Source organism: Pseudomonas asturiensis (assembly GCF_900143095.1).
GTDB classification, from domain to species: Bacteria; Pseudomonadota; Gammaproteobacteria; order Pseudomonadales; family Pseudomonadaceae; genus Aquipseudomonas; species Aquipseudomonas asturiensis.
This window is the reverse complement of the sequence record NZ_FRDA01000008.1, coordinates 54,774-72,934: the sequence shown is the minus strand read 5'-3', so window position 1 is coordinate 72,934 and position 18,161 is coordinate 54,774. Positions and strand designations below refer to the sequence as shown.

15 protein-coding genes are annotated in these 18,161 nt (G+C 60.6%); 13 read left to right on the top strand and 2 right to left on the bottom strand.

Translation table 11 applies throughout. The features are described 5' to 3' along the window. Window positions 1-4 precede the first annotated feature (4 nt). The 9 genes from murD (at window position 5) to lpxC (ending at window position 10,462) form a co-directional block, all read left to right on the top strand. Complete coding sequence (gene murD, locus BUB69_RS15560; RefSeq protein ID WP_073168280.1) at window positions 5-1,351, top strand: UDP-N-acetylmuramoyl-L-alanine--D-glutamate ligase; 1,347 nt, start codon at window positions 5-7, stop codon at window positions 1,349-1,351. Beyond that, window positions 1,348-2,562, top strand: a complete 1,215-nt coding sequence (gene ftsW, locus BUB69_RS15555) for a putative lipid II flippase FtsW (protein WP_073168278.1) — start codon at window positions 1,348-1,350, stop codon at window positions 2,560-2,562. Before murD ends, ftsW begins: the two co-directional genes overlap by 4 nt. After that, window positions 2,552-3,622, top strand: a complete 1,071-nt coding sequence (gene murG / locus BUB69_RS15550) for an undecaprenyldiphospho-muramoylpentapeptide beta-N-acetylglucosaminyltransferase (protein WP_024687129.1) — start codon at window positions 2,552-2,554, stop codon at window positions 3,620-3,622. The genes ftsW and murG overlap by 11 nt, the downstream gene beginning before the upstream one ends. Beyond that, window positions 3,615-5,075, top strand: coding sequence for a UDP-N-acetylmuramate--L-alanine ligase (gene murC, locus BUB69_RS15545; RefSeq protein ID WP_073168276.1), 1,461 nt, complete (start codon window positions 3,615-3,617; stop codon window positions 5,073-5,075). Before murG ends, murC begins: the two co-directional genes overlap by 8 nt. Beyond that, complete coding sequence (locus BUB69_RS15540; protein WP_073168274.1) at window positions 5,072-6,031, top strand: D-alanine--D-alanine ligase; 960 nt, start codon at window positions 5,072-5,074, stop codon at window positions 6,029-6,031. The genes murC and BUB69_RS15540 overlap by 4 nt, the downstream gene beginning before the upstream one ends. A gap of 3 nt (window positions 6,032-6,034) precedes the next feature. Next, window positions 6,035-6,901 (top strand): cell division protein FtsQ/DivIB, encoded by an 867-nt coding sequence (locus BUB69_RS15535; RefSeq protein WP_024687126.1) that lies wholly within the window; start codon window positions 6,035-6,037, stop codon window positions 6,899-6,901. Window positions 6,902-6,915: 14 nt separating this feature from the next. Next, a complete protein-coding gene (gene ftsA / locus BUB69_RS15530) occupies window positions 6,916-8,172 on the top strand; it encodes a cell division protein FtsA (RefSeq protein ID WP_004881500.1) in 1,257 nt (418 codons plus the stop codon). A gap of 78 nt (window positions 8,173-8,250) precedes the next feature. Beyond that, window positions 8,251-9,438 carry a cell division protein FtsZ gene (gene ftsZ, locus BUB69_RS15525; protein WP_024687125.1) on the top strand — a complete coding sequence of 396 codons (1,188 nt, stop codon included), beginning with the start codon at window positions 8,251-8,253 and terminating at the stop codon, window positions 9,436-9,438. Between the two features lie 112 nt (window positions 9,439-9,550). Continuing rightward, window positions 9,551-10,462, top strand: coding sequence for a UDP-3-O-acyl-N-acetylglucosamine deacetylase (gene lpxC / locus BUB69_RS15520; RefSeq protein ID WP_073168272.1), 912 nt, complete (start codon window positions 9,551-9,553; stop codon window positions 10,460-10,462). Between the two features lie 94 nt (window positions 10,463-10,556). On the opposite strand, the gene BUB69_RS15515 is transcribed toward lpxC, so the two are convergent. After that, entirely contained in the window at window positions 10,557-11,012 is a 456-nt protein-coding gene (locus BUB69_RS15515) for a DUF721 domain-containing protein (RefSeq protein ID WP_024687123.1), read from the bottom strand. A gap of 305 nt (window positions 11,013-11,317) precedes the next feature. Between BUB69_RS15515 and secA the strand changes: the two genes are divergently transcribed. The 4 genes from secA (at window position 11,318) to BUB69_RS15495 (ending at window position 17,012) form a co-directional block, all read left to right on the top strand. Next, window positions 11,318-14,056, top strand: coding sequence for a preprotein translocase subunit SecA (gene secA, locus BUB69_RS15510; RefSeq protein ID WP_073168267.1), 2,739 nt, complete (start codon window positions 11,318-11,320; stop codon window positions 14,054-14,056). A 110-nt stretch (window positions 14,057-14,166) separates the two neighbouring features. Then, on the top strand, window positions 14,167-15,384 hold the full coding sequence (gene argJ / locus BUB69_RS15505) for a bifunctional glutamate N-acetyltransferase/amino-acid acetyltransferase ArgJ (RefSeq protein ID WP_073168265.1): 1,218 nt from the start codon (window positions 14,167-14,169) through the stop codon (window positions 15,382-15,384). Between the two features lie 51 nt (window positions 15,385-15,435). Continuing rightward, entirely contained in the window at window positions 15,436-16,062 is a 627-nt protein-coding gene (locus BUB69_RS15500) for a glutathione S-transferase family protein (RefSeq protein ID WP_073168263.1), read from the top strand. Between the two features lie 2 nt (window positions 16,063-16,064). Next, entirely contained in the window at window positions 16,065-17,012 is a 948-nt protein-coding gene (locus BUB69_RS15495; RefSeq protein ID WP_073168261.1) for a Nudix family hydrolase, read from the top strand. Between the two features lie 555 nt (window positions 17,013-17,567). Here the strand turns inward: BUB69_RS15495 and BUB69_RS15490 are convergent. Beyond that, the gene (locus BUB69_RS15490; RefSeq protein WP_073168259.1) at window positions 17,568-18,146 is read right to left on the bottom strand and encodes a cob(I)yrinic acid a,c-diamide adenosyltransferase; all 579 of its coding nucleotides are present in this window, start codon (window positions 18,144-18,146) and stop codon (window positions 17,568-17,570) included. Window positions 18,147-18,161 lie beyond the last annotated feature (15 nt).

Genomic DNA, 18,161 nt, shown 5'->3' with positions numbered 1-18,161 from the left:
GCGAGTGTCCCTGATCGTTTCCGACCGCTTCCGCATTGTCGTGGGTCTAGGCAAAAGCGGCATGTCCCTGGTTCGCTTCCTGGCGAACCAGGGCGTGTCGTTTGCCGTGGCCGACACGCGGGAGAATCCGCCGGAACTGGCGACCTTGCGCCGGGATTACCCGCAGGTGGAAGTGCGTTGTGGCGAGCTGGACGTCGAGTTCCTCTGCCGTGCCGACGAAGTCTACGTCAGCCCGGGGCTTGCCCTCGCGACGCCTGCCTTGCAGCAGGCGCAGGCGCGTGGCGTGAAGATGGCGGGCGATATCGAGCTGTTCGCGCGCTACGCGAAAGCGCCTATCGTGGCCATCACCGGTTCCAATGCGAAAAGCACTGTCACGACGCTGGTTGGCGATATGGCCGTGGCCGCAGGCAAGCGTGTTGCCGTGGGCGGTAATCTGGGTACTCCGGCGCTGGATCTGCTCAGCGACGACGTTGAGCTGTACGTGATGGAATTGTCCAGCTTTCAACTGGAGACCACCGATCAGCTCAACGCCGAAGTGGCGACCGTGCTGAACATCAGCGAAGACCACATGGACCGTTACAGCGGCCTGCCTGCCTACCATCTGGCCAAGCACCGGATCTTCCGCGGCGCTCGTCAGGTGGTGGTCAATCGTCAGGACGCACTGTCTCGTCCGCTGATCGGCGAGGGTCTGCCGTGCTGGACCTTCGGTCTGAACAAGCCCGACTTCCATGGCTTCGGCCTGCGTGAAGAGGGTGGCGAAAAGTACCTTGCGTTCCAGTTCGAGAACCTGATGCCGGTTCGCGACCTGAAAATGCGCGGCGCCCATAACCAGGCCAACGCACTGGCGGCATTGGCGCTGGGCCATGCGGTCGGTCTGCCGTTCGACGCCATGCTGGCTGCGCTGCGCGAATTCACCGGTCTTGAGCATCGCTGCCAGTGGGTCAGGGAACTGAACGGCGTTCATTACTACAACGATTCGAAAGCCACCAATGTCGGCGCTGCACTGGCTGCCATCGAAGGCCTGGGTGCCGATATTCCGGGCAAGCTGGTGTTGATCGCCGGTGGCGACGGCAAAGGTGCTGATTTCGGTGCTCTGCGTTCGGCCGTCGCTGCGCATTGCCGCACTGTCGTGCTGCTGGGGCGTGATGCCGAGCGGCTTGCTGCGGCACTGGGCGACGCCGCACCGCTGGTACGTGTCGACACGCTGCAAGCCGCGGTCGAGCGTAGCGCTGAACTGGCTCAGGACGGCGACGCAGTGTTGCTGTCCCCGGCCTGCGCCAGTCTGGACATGTTCAAGAATTATGAAGAGCGCGGGCGAGTGTTCGCGCAGGCAGTGGAGTGCTTGTCATGATCTTCGGTGTGATCAAGCCGTATCCATCGCCCCTGATCAGCGGACGGGGCATCGACCTCGACTTCCCGATGCTGGTTGGCTGTCTCGCACTGCTGGGCCTGGGTCTGGTGATGATCACTTCCGCGTCATCGGAAGTGGCTGCCGTGCAATCGGGCAATACCCTTTACATGATGACCCGCCACCTGGTCTACCTGCTGATCGGCCTGGGCGCGTGCGGCGTGACCATGATGATCCCGGTCGCCACCTGGCAACGTCTGGGCTGGCTGATGCTGATCGGTGCCTTCGGCCTGCTGCTGATGGTGCTGGTGCCCGGCATCGGACGCGAGGTCAATGGTTCGATGCGCTGGATCGGCTTCGGTGCGTTCAACGTGCAGCCTTCGGAAATCGCCAAGGTGTTCGTCGTGATCTTCCTGGCCGGCTACCTGATCCGTCGTCAGCAGGAAGTGCGCGAGAGCTGGATGGGCTTTTTCAAGCCGTTCATCGTGCTGCTGCCGATGGCGGGCCTGTTGCTGATGGAGCCTGACTTCGGGGCAACGGTCGTGATGATGGGCGCTGCGGCCGCAATGCTGTTTCTCGGCGGTGTGGGCCTGTTCCGCTTTTCGCTGATGGTGGTGCTGGCTGTCGCGTCGGTCGTGGTGCTGGTACAGGCTCAGCCTTACCGGATGGCGCGTCTGACCAACTTCACCGACCCGTGGGCTGACCAGTTCGGTTCCGGCTATCAGTTGACCCAGGCGTTGATTGCCTTTGGGCGCGGCGAATGGTTCGGTGTGGGCCTTGGCAACAGCGTTCAGAAACAATTCTATCTGCCGGAAGCGCATACCGACTTCGTGTTCTCCGTGCTCGCTGAAGAACTGGGCGTGGTGGGTTCGCTGCTCACGGTCGCCTTGTTCCTGTTCGTCAGTATCCGCGGCATGTACATCGGCATGTGGGCAGAACGGGCCAAACAGTTCTTTGGTGCCTACGTCGCGTACGGTCTGTCGTTCCTGTGGATCGGTCAGTTCCTGATCAACATCGGCGTGAACGTCGGCCTGTTGCCCACCAAGGGGCTGACCTTGCCGTTCCTGAGCTATGGCGGCAGTTCGTTGGTGATCTGCTGTGCAAGCCTTGGCCTGCTGCTGCGCATCGAGTGGGAATCGCGCAACAACATGGGCAGTGAAGAGGCCGAGTTCAAGGAAAGCGACTTCGCCGAGGAGACGCCCCATGGACGCTAATGTGCTGATCATGGCAGGCGGCACCGGCGGGCACGTGTTCCCGGCGCTCGCCTGCGCCCGCGAATTCCAGGCACGTGGCTACAAGGTTCACTGGCTGGGCACGCCGCGCGGGATCGAGAACGAACTCGTTCCGCAGGCGGGTCTCACGCTGCACCTGATCAATGTGACCGGCTTGCGCGGCAAGGGTCGTTTGTCCCTGCTCAAAGCGCCGCTGATGCTGTTCAAGGCGCTGATGCAGGCCCGCAAGGTCGTGCGTGAGCTTAAACCTGTCTGCGTGGTCGGCTTCGGCGGCTATGTCACAGGCCCCGGTGGTCTGGCGGCGAAGCTGGCGGGCGTGCCGTTGATCATTCACGAACAGAACGCTGTCGCGGGCACCGCCAACCGCAGCCTGGCCTCATTCGCCAGCCGCGTGTGCGAGGCGTTCCCGAATACATTCGCTGCGTCTGGCAAGCGCCGTACCACCGGCAACCCGGTGCGTGTCGAGCTGTTCCTTGAAACGCCGCGTCAGACACTGGTCGGGCGCAAGGCACGTCTGCTGGTGCTGGGTGGAAGCCTGGGTGCCGAGCCGCTGAACAAGTTACTGCCTGAAGCACTGGCGCAATTGCCCGAGGACCTGCGTCCCGAGGTGTTCCACCAGGCCGGCAAACATCACGACGAAATCACTGCCGAGCGCTATCGCACAGCAGGTGTCGAGGCGCAGGTCGCGCCGTTTATCCAGAACATGGCTCAAGCGTACAGCTGGGCCGATCTGGTGGTTTGTCGCGCAGGTGCGTTGACCATCAGCGAACTGGCGGCCGCTGGCCTGCCATCGTTGTTGATCCCGCTGCCCCACGCGATCGATGACCATCAGTCACGTAACGCTGACTATCTGGCCCGCGAAGGCGCAGCCTTCGTCATGCCGCAAGCGACAACTGGCGTAGCCGAGATGGCTGCTCGCCTGAAAGAGGTTTTGATGCAACCCGAACAATTGAACAGCATGGCCCGCACGGCACGTCGCCTGGCCAAGCCCGATGCAACCAATACCGTGGTCGATGTCTGTGTGGAGGTGGTCAATGGTTGAGAATCAACGCGCCATGCCGCAACCTGAAATGCGTCGTATCCGTCGTATCCACTTCGTCGGTATCGGCGGCGTCGGCATGTGCGGTATTGCCGAGGTGCTGCTGAACCTGGGCTATGAAGTGTCGGGTTCCGACCTCAAGAGCTCCGCCGTGACCGAACGCCTCGAATCGTTCGGCGCGCAGATCTTCCTCGGTCATCGTGCTGAAAACACGGCAGGCGCTGATGTGCTGGTGGTGTCCAGTGCGGTCAACACGTCCAACCCGGAAGTGGCGACCGCGCTTGAACGCCGTATCCCGGTTGTGCCACGTGCCGAAATGCTCGCCGAGCTGATGCGCTACCGCCACGGTATTGCCGTGGCCGGCACGCATGGCAAGACCACCACCACCAGCCTGATCGCTTCGGTGTTTGCGGCCGGTGGCCTGGACCCGACGTTCGTGATCGGTGGCCGTCTGAATGCTGCAGGCACCAACGCACAGTTGGGCACCAGCCGTTACCTGATCGCCGAAGCTGACGAAAGTGATGCCAGTTTCCTGCACCTGCAACCGCTGGTTGCGGTGGTCACCAACATCGACGCCGACCACATGGCGACCTATGAAGGCGACTTCAACAAGCTGAAGAAGACGTTTGTCGAGTTCCTTCATAACCTGCCGTTCTACGGGCTGGCGGTGATGTGCATCGACGATCCGGTGGTGCGCGAGATTCTGCCACTGGTCAAGCGTCCGACCCTGACCTACGGCTTCAGCGAGACGGCTGACGTGCGCGCCATCAATGTGCGCCAGGATGGCATGCTGACGTTCTTCACCGTGCTGCGTCGCGACCGCGAGCCGCTGGACGTGTCCGTGAACATGCCGGGCAATCACAACGTCCTCAACTCGCTGGCAACCATTGCCATCGCCACTGACGAAGGCGTCAGTGATGAGGCCATCGTTCAGGGGTTGTCGGGCTTCCAGGGCGTGGGTCGTCGCTTCCAGGTTTACGGCGAACTGCCGGTCGACGGCGGCAACGTGATGCTGGTCGACGACTATGGCCATCACCCGCGTGAAGTGGCAGCAGTGATCAACGCCGTGCGCGGTGGCTGGCCGGATAGGCGTCTGGTCATGGTTTACCAGCCGCACCGATTCAGCCGCACCCGCGATCTGTATGACGATTTCGTGCAGGTTCTGGCCGATGCCAACGTTCTGCTGCTGATGGAAGTCTACCCGGCCGGTGAAGAACCGATCCCCGGTGCAGACAGCCGCAACCTGTGCCACAGCATTCGTCAGCGTGGTCAGCTCGACCCGATCTACATCGAACGCGGCGTCGAACTGGCCCCGCTGGTCAAGCCGCTGCTGCGTGCCGGCGACATCCTGCTGTGCCAGGGCGCGGGCGACATTGGTGGTCTGGCTCCGCAACTGCTCAAGAGTCCGCTGTTCGTCGGCGCAAAAGTGGCTTCAACCGAAGGTAAGCTGAAATGACAGCCGTTACCCCGTCTTCCCTGCGCTCGACACTGGCGCCGAACAGCTTCGGCCGCGTTGCCGTGCTGTTCGGCGGCAAGAGTGCCGAGCGGGAAGTCTCCCTGAAGTCCGGGCAAGCAGTGCTGGACGCTTTGCTCGCGGCGGGCGTGGACGCGTTCGGCATCGACGTGGGTGACGATTTCCTGCAGCGTCTGGTCAGCGAAAAGATTGATCGCGCCTTCATCGTATTGCACGGTCGCGGTGGCGAAGACGGCACGATGCAGGGGCTGCTGGAATGTCTGGACATTCCATATACCGGCAGCGGCGTACTGGCTTCGGCACTGGCGATGGACAAGCTGCGCACCAAGCAGGTGTGGCAGAGTCTGGGCCTTGCAACGCCTTTGCACGCGGTACTTGGCAGCGAGCAGGATTGTATTTGCGCGGCGACGGAACTGGGCTTCCCTTTGATCGTCAAACCGGCCCATGAAGGCTCAAGTATCGGTATGGCTAAAGTGACCAGCGTCGAAGCATTGATCGCCGCCTGGAAAGCCGCCAGTACCTACGATTCGCAAGTGTTGGTCGAGCAGTGGATTCAGGGGCCCGAGTTTACTGTGGCGTCTCTGCGCGACCAGGTGTTGCCGCCCATCGGCCTGGGCACTCCTCACAGTTTTTATGATTACGACGCCAAGTACCTGGCCTCCGATACCCAGTATCGGATCCCGAGCGGGCTTGCCGACGATCGCGAGCAGGAACTCAAACAACTGACAGCACGTGCGTGCGAAGCCATTGGCATCGCAGGCTGGGCGCGTACGGATGTCATGCAGGACGAAAACGGCAAGTTCTGGCTGCTTGAAGTCAACACGGTGCCAGGCATGACCGACCACAGTCTGGTCCCGATGGCGGCACGTGCTGCGGGCCTTGATTTCCAGCAACTGGTGTTGGCGATTCTGGCCGACAGCGTTCAGGCGAGAGGGTAAGGCATGTACGGCGCTTCGGCACGTCAACAGCCACCAGCCCCCGGCCGCAAGCCGGTGCCTCGTGGCGCCAGCCGTATGGTGGCCAAGGAACCGCTGTCGTCGCGCATGCCCAAGCCGAACTTCAGCTTCCTGAAGCGACTGTTCTGGCCTGTCATGTTGGTCGTTCTGGGGTTCGGGACTTACGAGGCTGCCCTGCGATTGATGCCGTACGCCGACCGCCCGATCACGCGCATCAATGTGCAGGGCGATCTGAGTTACATCAGTCAGCAGGCCGTGCAGCAGCGGATTGCACCGTTCGTGGCGTCGAGCTTCTTCAAGATCGATCTGGCGGCCATGCGCACCGAGCTTGAGCAAATGCCATGGATTGCACACGCAGAAGTCAGGCGCGTGTGGCCGGACCAGGTGGTGATTCGCCTGGAAGAGCAACTGCCCGTTGCCCGTTGGGGTGACGAAGCCTTGCTGAACAACCAGGGACAGGCTTTCACACCGCGTGAACTGTCCAATTATGAACACCTTCCCCAGTTGTTCGGCCCACAGCGGGCTCAGCAGCAGGTGATGCAGCAGTACCAGGTATTGAGCCAGATGTTGCGCCCCCTGGGATTTTCGATCGTGCGCCTGGAATTGCGCGAGCGTGGCAGTTGGTTCCTGACCACGGGGGCCGGTAATGCCGGTCCGGGAATCGAGTTGTTGCTGGGACGCGACCATCTCGTTGAAAAAATGCGCCGCTTCATCGCGATTTACGACAAAACGCTTAAAGACCAAATCACGAATATTGCGCGCATCGACCTGCGTTACGCCAACGGCCTGGCGGTCGGGTGGCGTGAACAGGCAGCGCCGACGACGGACAAACCCGCCGTCGCGAAGAATTGATAAGAGGCAGGACCATGGCAAATGTGCAAAGCGGCAAAATGATCGTCGGGCTGGATATCGGTACCTCCAAGGTGGTGGCACTGGTAGGCGAAGTCGCGGCCGATGGCTCGCTGGAAATCGTGGGTATCGGTACTCATCCTTCCCGCGGCCTGAAGAAGGGCGTGGTGGTGAATATCGAATCGACCGTGCAGTCGATCCAGCGCGCCGTGGAAGAGGCCCAACTGATGGCTGGCTGCCGCATTCACTCGGCGTTCGTCGGTGTTGCGGGCAACCACATTCGCAGCCTGAACTCCCATGGCATCGTGGCGATTCGCGACCGTGAAGTCAGCTCTGCGGATCTGGAGCGGGTACTGGACGCAGCCCAGGCCGTCGCGATCCCTGCCGATCAGCGCGTGTTGCACACCCTGCCTCAGGACTACGTGATCGATAACCAGGAAGGCGTGCGTGAGCCACTGGGCATGTCGGGCGTACGTCTGGAAGCCAAGGTGCATGTGGTGACCTGCGCAGTGAACGCTGCACAGAACATCGAGAAGTGCGTGCGTCGCTGCGGCCTGGAAGTCGACGACATCATTCTGGAGCAACTGGCCTCGGCCTATTCGGTCCTGACCGATGACGAGAAAGAGCTGGGCGTCTGCCTGGTGGACATCGGTGGCGGCACCACCGACATCGCGATCTTCACCGAAGGCGCGATTCGTCACACTGCCGTCATCCCGATTGCGGGCGATCAGGTGACCAACGACATCGCCATGGCGTTGCGCACCCCGACCCAGTACGCCGAAGAAATCAAGATTCGTTATGCCTGTGCCCTGGCCAAACTGGCCGGTGCGGGTGAAACCATCAAAGTACCGAGCGTGGGCGACCGTCCACCTCGCGAGCTGTCGCGCCAGGCCCTGGCCGAAGTGGTCGAACCTCGTTACGACGAGCTGTTCACCCTCATTCAGGCCGAGCTGCGTCGCAGCGGTTATGAAGACCTGATCCCGGCCGGCATCGTACTGACCGGCGGTACCTCGAAAATGGAAGGTGCGGTGGAACTTGCCGAAGAAATCTTCCACATGCCGGTGCGCCTCGGCGTTCCGCATAGCGTCAAAGGGCTCGCTGATGTCGTGCGCAACCCGATCTACTCCACAGGCGTAGGTCTGCTGCTGTACGGCCTGCAAAAACAATCGGACGGCATTTCGCTGTCAGGGATTGTCGGCAACAGCAGTTACGGCGACGAACCCAAGGCCCCGGTGCTTGAGCGTATCAAGCGTTGGGTCCAGGGCAATTTCTGAGTTTCAAAGCTTCAAGGCTTCAAAAGTAATAGCGGCAGGCAGTAGGCAAACTAACTAGAGAGCGGAAGGAGAGAGAAAATGTTCGAACTCGTAGACAACGTCCCGCAAAGCCCGGTAATCAAGGTCATCGGTGTAGGCGGTGGTGGCGGTAACGCTGTCAATCACATGGTCAAGAGCAACATTGAAGGCGTCGAATTCATCTGCGCCAACACCGACGCTCAAGCGCTGAAAAACATCGGCGCGCGCACCATTCTGCAACTGGGCACAGGCGTGACCAAGGGCCTTGGCGCTGGCGCCAACCCGGAAGTCGGTCGTCAGGCCGCACTGGAAGACCGTGAGCGCATTGCAGAAGTCCTGCAAGGCACCAATATGGTGTTCATCACCACGGGCATGGGCGGCGGTACCGGTACCGGTGCAGCACCGATCATTGCCGAAGTGGCCAAGGAAATGGGCATTCTGACGGTTGCAGTCGTCACTCGTCCGTTCCCGTTCGAAGGTCGCAAGCGCATGCAGATCGCCGATGAAGGCATCCGCATGCTGTCCGAAAGCGTCGACTCGTTGATCACCATTCCCAACGAGAAGCTGCTGACCATCCTGGGTAAAGACGCCAGCCTGCTGTCGGCTTTCGCCAAGGCAGACGATGTACTGGCGGGTGCCGTTCGCGGTATCTCCGACATCATCAAGCGTCCGGGCATGATCAACGTCGACTTCGCCGACGTACGTACCGTGATGAGCGAAATGGGCATGGCGATGATGGGCACTGGCTGCGCCAGCGGTCCGAACCGTGCACGTGAGGCGACTGAAGCCGCCATTCGCAACCCGCTGCTCGAAGACGTCAACCTGCAGGGCGCGCGTGGCATCCTGGTCAACATCACTGCCGGTCCTGACCTGTCTCTGGGTGAGTACTCGGACGTGGGCAGCATCATCGAAGCGTTCGCTTCCGAGCACGCCATGGTCAAGGTCGGTACCGTTATCGATCCGGACATGCGTGACGAGTTGCACGTGACCGTGGTTGCGACCGGTCTGGGCGCGAAAATCGAGAAGCCTGTGAAGGTCATCGACAACACCCTGCAGACCACTCAGCAGGCTTCGGCTCAGCCAGCGGCCCGTCAGGAAGCCCCGTCGGTGAACTATCGCGATCTGGACCGTCCTACCGTGATGCGCAATCAGGCACACGCTGGCGCCACTGCAGCGGCGAAGATGAACCCGAACGATGATCTGGACTACCTGGACATCCCGGCTTTCCTGCGTCGTCAGGCCGATTGATGAAATGTATCAGGGGTATTAGGGTGATTGGTGTTCAGCAAAGGCATGGTCTGCTATCATCGCCAGCCTTTGTTGATACCAGTTCGCAACTTGCGCTGAAGCGGCCCATGCCATGATTAAACAACGCACCCTGAAAAATATTATCCGTGCCACAGGTGTAGGTCTGCACTCCGGGGAGAAGGTTTACCTGACCCTCAAGCCCGCACCTGTGAATACCGGCATCGTGTTTTGCCGAGCCGACCTCGACCCTGTCGTGCAGATCCCTGCGCGTGCGGAAAACGTCGGTGACACCACACTCTCGACAACGCTGGTCAACGGCGATGTCAAAGTTGACACGGTGGAACACCTGCTCTCGGCCATGGCTGGCCTTGGCATCGATAACGCCTACGTCGAGCTCTCTGCCTCCGAAGTCCCAATCATGGACGGCAGCGCAGGCCCTTTCGTATTCCTGATTCAATCGGCAGGCCTGGAAGAACAGGACGCGCCGAAGAAATTCATCCGGATCCTGCGTGAAGTCACAGTGGAAGATGGCGGTAAACGCGCTACTTTCGTGCCTTTCGAAGGGTTCAAGGTCAGTTTCGAGATCGATTTCGATCACCCCGTCTTCCGTGACCGCACCCAGAGTGCAAGCGTGGACTTTTCCAGCACTTCCTTTGTGAAGGAAGTCAGCCGTGCCCGTACCTTCGGGTTCATGAGTGACATCGAGTACCTGCGCAAGCACAACCTCGCACTCGGCGGCAGTGTGGAAAACGCCATCGTGGTCGACAAGGATGGTGTATTGAACGAAGACGGCCTGCGGTACGAGGACGAATTCGTCAAACATAAAATCCTGGATGCCATCGGTGACCTCTACCTGCTGGGCAATAGCCTGATTGGTGAGTTCAAGGGCTTCAAGTCGGGGCATGCACTGAACAACCGTCTTCTGCGCACGTTGATCGAGCAGAAAGATGCGTGGGAAGTGGTGACCTTCGAGGATGCCAGTACGGCACCTATTTCTTACATGCGTCCTGTCGCGGCCGTGTAAGCAAGCTTTACTCTCTTTCCTTTTGTTCTTTAAAGGCTGCCCTCGGGCGGCCTTTTTTTATTTCCGTGAAGCCAGTGCGCAGGCGGCAGAGCGCTTATTTGCGATCCTTGGCATGGCTGGCCAACCGTTCCAGTGCGGCGCGCAGCTTGGGGTCAGTGATGCCTTCAGCGGTGGCCTGGATGTTTTCGGCGGCGACCGTGGACAGGTCGATGGTGTGCGTCGCCGCGCCCCGTGGCGCTGTCGGCGGCTGTACCTTGAACACGATGCGGGTCAGGTTGATGAACTCGTCGAACGCAATCAGCTGTCGGTGCAAACGTTTCTGTTGATAGCGCAGGCGAGTGGCCCAGTGGCCGTCCGTTACGATCAGCAACAGACTGCCTTCGCGCCACGAGGCTACATGGCAATGCTCGCGGGCGGCAGGCTGCAGCTGGCTTTCAAGCAGGCGCTGCAAATGGCTCAGGCGTTCGGCGTGCCGGAAGATAGCCTTCAGGGGCTTGGCTTCGCGCAGCAGGACCGCAGGCGCGCGAGCGTTCAGAGGGCGGAAAGCCATGGTGATGTGCCTCGGTGACAAGGCGGTCATCTTAACAGAAAGCATTGTAACGGCTGCTTTCAGAGGCCTTTCCGTGCTTTCATATGCAAATCAATGAGTAACTTCCCCTGTTTATGGGTTGAAGTGCTTGAAAATGGCCCCATTGTAAATCTGCCCCGTCACAGCGCTGTGCCAGCATCGTGGAATAACGCCACTTTCCTCACCATCGTTTCCGGGTAGAATGCTCGTTCGCATGCAGCCATCAGGGCTGCACGGGCGACTCACGGGGCCGCCCTCCATTCCTATGTGTGGAAGATCCTGTCGATATGTTTGCGCCTTTGTTAAAAAAACTTTTTGGAAGCAAGAACGAGCGTGAAGTCAAACGCATGCTCAAGACGGTTCAGCTCGTCAATGCCTTCGAAGAGCAAATGGTGGCCCTTTCGGACGAGCAATTGCGCGCCAAGACCGAAGAGTTCAAGGCCCGCATAGCCAAAGGCGAGACCCTCGATCAATTGCTGCCGGAAGCATTCGCTGTCGCGCGTGAAGCGGGCAAGCGCGTCATGGGCATGCGCCACTTCGACGTCCAGTTGATCGGCGGCATGACCCTGCACGAAGGTCAGATCGCAGAGATGCGTACCGGTGAGGGTAAAACGCTCGTCGGTACCCTGGCGGTCTACCTCAACGCGCTGTCGGGCAAGGGCGTTCACGTCGTAACCGTGAACGACTACCTGGCACGCCGGGACGCCAACTGGATGCGTCCGTTGTACGAGTTCCTCGGCCTGACCGTAGGGATCGTCACGCCGTTCCAGCCGCCGGAAGAGAAGCGCGCAGCCTATGCCGCCGACATCACTTACGGCACCAACAACGAATACGGCTTCGATTACCTGCGCGACAACATGGCGTTCAGCATGGACGACAAGTTCCAGCGTGAACTCAACTTTGCCGTGATCGACGAAGTCGACTCCATCCTGATCGACGAAGCGCGGACGCCGCTGATCATCTCCGGCCAGGCTGAAGACAGCTCCAGGCTTTACACCGAAATCAACCGACTGATCCCTAAACTCGAGCAGCACATCGAGGAAGTGGAAGGTCAGGTCACCAAGGCCGGTCACTTCACCGTCGACGAGAAGACCCGTCAGGTCGAGCTGAACGAAGCCGGTCACCAGTTCATCGAAGAGATGCTCACCGAAGTCGGCCTGCTGGCCGAAGGCGAAAGCCTGTATTCGGCGCATAACCTGGGCCTGCTGACCCACGTCTACGCCGGTCTGCGTGCGCACAAGCTGTTCAACCGCAACGTCGAGTACATCGTCCAGGATGGTCAGGTGTTGCTGGTTGACGAGCATACCGGTCGTACCATGCCGGGCCGTCGCCTGTCCGAGGGCCTGCACCAGGCCATCGAAGCCAAGGAAAACCTGAACATTCAGGCCGAAAGCCAGACACTGGCGTCGACCACGTTCCAGAACTACTTCCGTCTGTACAACAAGCTGTCCGGCATGACCGGTACCGCCGACACCGAGGCGTTCGAATTCCACCAGATCTACAACCTGGCCGTGATGGTCATCCCGCCGAACAAGCCGCTGGCCCGTAAAGACTTCAACGACCTCGTCTACCTGACGGCGGAAGAGAAGTACGCGGCCATCGTGACTGACATCAAGGCCTGCCTTGCGGAAAACCGTCCGGTGCTGGTGGGTACGGCGACCATCGAGACCTCCGAGCACATGTCCCGTCTGCTTAACGCAGAAGGCATCGAGCACAAGGTTCTGAACGCCAAGTTCCACGAGAAAGAAGCGGAAATCATCGCTCAGGCGGGTCGTCCGGGCGCGCTGACCATCGCCACCAACATGGCCGGTCGCGGTACCGACATCCTGTTGGGCGGTAACTGGGAAGTCGAAGTTGCCAATCTTGAAGACCCGACGCCTGAGCAGGTCGCGCAGATCAAGGCCGACTGGCAGAAGCGTCATCAGCAGGTGATCGAGGCAGGCGGTCTGCATGTGATCGCGTCCGAGCGTCACGAATCGCGCCGTATCGACAACCAGTTGCGCGGTCGTGCCGGTCGTCAGGGTGATACCGGCTCCAGCCGTTTCTATCTGTCGCTGGAAGACAGCCTGATGCGCATTTTCGCCTCTGACCGGGTGAAGAACTTCATGAAAGCGCTGGGCATGCAGTCCGGCGAGGCCATCGAGCATCGCATGGTCACCAATGCCATCGAGAAAGCACAGCGCAAGGTCGAAGGTCGTAACTTCGACATTCGCAAACAGTTGCTGGAATTCGACGACGTGGCCAACGAGCAGCGCAAAGTGATCTATCACATGCGTAACACGTTGCTGGCCGCCAACAATATCGGCGAAACCATCACCGACTTCCGCGAAGAAGTGCTGAACAACCTGATCAGTCAGCACATTCCGCCACAATCGCTGCCTGAGCAGTGGGACGTTGCGGGTCTGGAAGCTGCACTGAACACCGATTTCGCCGTGAAGCTGCCGATTCAGCAATGGCTCGACGAAGACGATCACCTGCACGAAGACAGCCTGCGCACCAAGATCATGGAGCAACTGCTGGTCGCTTATAACGAGAAGGAAGATCAGGCCAGTGCCGAAGCGCTGCGCTCCTTCGAGAAGCAGATTCTGTTGCGTGTTCTGGACGATTTGTGGAAAGACCACCTGTCGACCATGGATCACCTGCGGCACGGTATTCACCTGCGTGGCTACGCCCAGAAGAACCCGAAGCAGGAATACAAGCGCGAGTCGTTCACCCTGTTCCAGGAACTGCTGGACTCCATCAAGCGCGATACCATCCGCGTGCTGTCCCACGTTCAGGTTCGTCGCGAAGACCCCGAGGAAGAAGAGGCGCGTCAGCGTCAGGAAGCCGAGGAGTTGGCCAAGCGCATGCAGTTCGAACACGCTGAAGCCCCTGGTATCGATCAGCCTGCGCTGATCGAGGAAGAGGGCGAGGCCGTTGCTGTAGCGACAACGCCGGTTCGCAATGACCAGAAGCTGGGTCGCAACGAGCTGTGCTGGTGTGGTTCGGGCAAGAAATTCAAGCACTGTCACGGCCAGATCAACTAAGGTCCTGACACTGCAATACCCGCGCCGCGACCGGCTTGCCCGTCGCGGCGTTTTTTCATTGATCGCCGTACCGATGTGGGCGGCGCACACACTCCATGAGGAGCACCCCGATGGCTGTTGGTCTTGGTCCGTTGCCTACGCTGCACCCGGTTCCCGGTTTTGAACTTGGCATTTCTTCTGCCGGCATCAAACGCCCGGGGCGCAAGGATGTGGTGGTCATGCGCTGCGCCGAAGGCTCAAGCGTTGCCGGTGTGTTCACGCTGAACGCGTTCTGCGCTGCACCGGTCATTCTGGCCAAGCAGCGCGTGCAAGGCACCGTGCGCTACCTGCTGACCAATACCGGCAACGCCAATGCCGGCACTGGCGAGCCAGGCCTGATCGCGGCGCGTCGCACCTGCGAGAAACTGGCTGAGCTGACCGGCGTCGATGCGTCTGCGGTGCTGCCGTACTCCACCGGCGTTATCGGTGAGCCGCTGCCTGTGGAAAAGATCGAAGGTGCGCTGCAAGCGGCCCTCGACGACCTGTCTGTGGATAACTGGGCGGCTGCGGCCACCGGCATCATGACCACCGACACCCTGCCCAAGGGCGCCAGCCGCCAGTTCCAGCACGACGGCGTGACCGTTACGGTGACCGGTATCAGCAAGGGCGCAGGTATGATTCGGCCGAACATGGCGACCATGCTCGGCTACATCGCCACCGACGCCAAGGTTTCTCAGAGCGTTCTGCAGGACCTGATCCGCGACGGCGCGAACAAGTCGTTCAACCGCATCACCATCGATGGCGACACATCGACCAACGATTGCTGCATGCTGATCGCGACCGGGCAGGCCAATGTGCCGCACGTGACCGAAGCCAAAGGCCCATTGTTCGAAGCCTTGAAAAAAGCCGTGTTCGAAGTGTGCATGGAAGTCGCTCAGGCGATCGTGCGCGACGGCGAGGGCGCGACCAAGTTCGTCACGGTCGAAGTCAATGGTGGTGGCAATCATCAGGAATGTCTGGACGTCGGCTACGCGGTGGCTCACTCGCCACTGATCAAGACCGCGCTGTTCGCCTCCGATCCGAACTGGGGCCGCATTCTGGCCGCCGTTGGCCGTGCAGGTGTGCCGGATCTGGACGTCAGCAAGATCGACGTGTTCCTGAGCGACGTCTGCATCGCAAGCCAGGGCTGCCGCGCGACAACCTATACTGAGGAGCAGGGTTCGGCGGTCATGGCTGAAGAAGAAATCACTATCCGCATCGAGTTGGGCCGTGGTGATTGCAGCGAAACCATCTGGACCACCGATCTGTCCCACGAATACGTGAAGATCAACGCGGAATACCGCACCTGATTCATTCCGGCGCGGGCGCTCGGTCGCCTGCGCCACTCAATGGAGTTGAACATGAGCCTGCACCTAATCATCGGCGACAAACGCTATTCCTCCTGGTCGCTGCGTCCCTGGCTGGTGCTGGAGATGACCGGCGCACCGTTCACCGATCAGGTTGTCCGCCTGAATCAGCCTGACACCCGTGAGAACATCCTCAAGTATTCGCCTACCGGCAAAGTGCCCGCGTTGCAGTGCGAGCACGGCACCATCATCGATTCGCTGGCGATCTGTGAGTACCTGGTCGAGCGTTTCCCGGACATCGAGTTGTGGCCACGTGACACCGCCGCCCGTGCTCAGGCGCGTTCTGCCTGTGCGCAGATGCACAGCGGTTTCGTGAGTCTGCGTTCGAACATGCCGATGGACCTGCGTCGCGATCAGGCGCTGGAAGTGATTTCGGTCGACACGCAGAACGACATCGACCGTATCGTCCAGCTGTGGGCCGAGTGCCGCACCGCCGCAAAGGAAGCCGGTCCATTCCTGTTCGGTCTTCCGAGCATCGCCGACGCGTTTTTCGCCCCTGTGGCGATCCGCTTGCGCGGCTATCGCGTGGCGCTGCCTGACGAGGCGCTTGCTTACATTGAAGCCATCTACCAGTGGCCTGCTTTCCAGCGCTGGCAGCAGGCCGCTCTAGAGGAGTCCTGATTGTGAAACGAGTTCACGTGGCCGCCGCTGTCATCCGTGGCATTGATGGCAAGATCCTGATCGCCAGACGGGCTGACAGTCAGCACCAGGGCGGTTTGTGGGAGTTTCCCGGCGGCAAGGTCGAAGAGGGCGAGGCGGTCGAGACGGCGCTGCGGCGTGAACTGCAGGAAGAGCTGGGCATCATGGTCACTGCGGCACGTCCGCTGATCAAGATTCAGCACGACTATCCAGACAAACACGTGCTGCTGGATGTGTGGGAAGTCTCGGCGTTCACCGGCGAGCCACACGGTGCCGAAGGCCAGCCGCTGGCCTGGGCGAGTTCACGTGAGCTGGCCAATTACGACTTTCCGGCGGCCAATCGACCGATTGTCGCGGCAGCACGCCTGCCGGGCGAGTACCTGATCACCCCGGAAGGGCTGGACAACATCGAGGTGCTGCGCGGCATCCAGAAAGCTGTCGCCGGTGGCATCAAACTGGTTCAGTTGCGTGCGCCGGGCGGCTACGACCCCAAGTACCGCGACATGGCGGTGGATGCTGCGGGGTTGTGCGCGGGCAAGGCGCAACTGATGCTCAAGGGGCCGCTGGAGTGGCTTGGGGATTTCCCCTCTGCCGGCTGGCACCTGACTGCTGAGCAGCTGCGCAAGTACGCCAGTCGTGGGCGTCCGTTTCCAGAAGATCGCTGGCTGGCCGCTTCATGCCATAACGCCGAAGAACTGGCACTGGCCGAACAGATGGGCGTGGATTTTGTGACCCTGTCGCCGGTACAGCCAACCTTGACGCATCCCGATGCGCAGCCGTTGGGCTGGGAGGTGGCTACCGAGCTTATCAAAGGCTTCACCAGGCCGGTTTACCTGTTGGGCGGCGTGGGGCCCTCCGAGCAACTCAAAGCGTGGGAGAGCGGCGCTCAGGGCGTTGCAGGAATACGTGCGTTCTGGCCGCAAGAGGTCTAAGAGGTGCTGATCATTGCCTGTGCGTCTCGCGTAGCGTGACACACAAGCTTCACTGGATTGACACCACACCTCGTGGGAGTGAGCTTGCTCACGAAAAGGCCGGTACAGTCGGCAGGGATGTAGCGCCTGACACACCGCCTTCGCGAGCAAGCTCGCTCCCACGGGATCTTCAGAGCAGCAAGACGCGTACCCTGATAAGTGTTGATCGTTACCTGTGCGTTTCGCGTGGCGTGACACACAGACTTTACTGGATTGATACCCATTTTTTGTCCGGTACAGTCGGCAGGGATGTAGCGCCTGACACACCGCCTTCGCGAGCAAGCTCGCTCCCACGGGATCTTCGGGCAGCAAGACGCGTACCCTGATAAGTGCTGATCCTTACCTGTGCGTCTCGCGTGGCGTGACACACAAGCTTCACTGGATTGACACCACACCTCGTGGGAGTGAGCTTGCTCACGAAAAGGCCGGTACAGTCGGCAGGGATGTAGCGCCTGACACACCGCCTTCGCGAGCAAGCTCGCTCGGGTCTTCAGCGCAGCGAGACGCGTAACGACCTCACTCCGGCTTCGGCGCAGGCTGCCACAGGATCTCGGCGATGCCTTGTCTTCTGGCAATCACTCGCGCTGCGACGAAAAGCAGGTCCGACAATCGATTGATGTACGCCAGGCCAGCTCCTTCCAGTGGTTCGACCGCATTCAGGTGCTGACAGCGGCGCTCGGCACTGCGGGCCAGACTGCGGCACACGTGCGCCTGAGCGATCAGTGCGGAGCCGCCGGGCAGAATGAAGTTTTCCAGCGGTCCCAGTTCCTCGTTCCACACGTCAATCGCCGCTTCAAGGCGCTCGACCTCGGCGCTGTTCAGCGCCTTGTACGTGGGCATCGCCAGCTCGCCGCCCAGATCGAACAGCCGATGCTGGCAGGGCGCTAATACTTCGATCACCTCGTCGAGCCCGGAAACGACCGGCGCTCGCTCAGTGAGGCCAGCCAACAGCAGGCCGAGCTGGCTGTTGAGCGTATCAACTTCGCCAATGGCCTCGACCCGTGGATGATCCTTGGAGACCCGGCGGCCGTCACCCAGTCCGGTTTCACCTGCGTCTCCGGTGCGTGTATAGATCTTCGACAAACGAAAGCCCATTTCATTGGCTCCTGG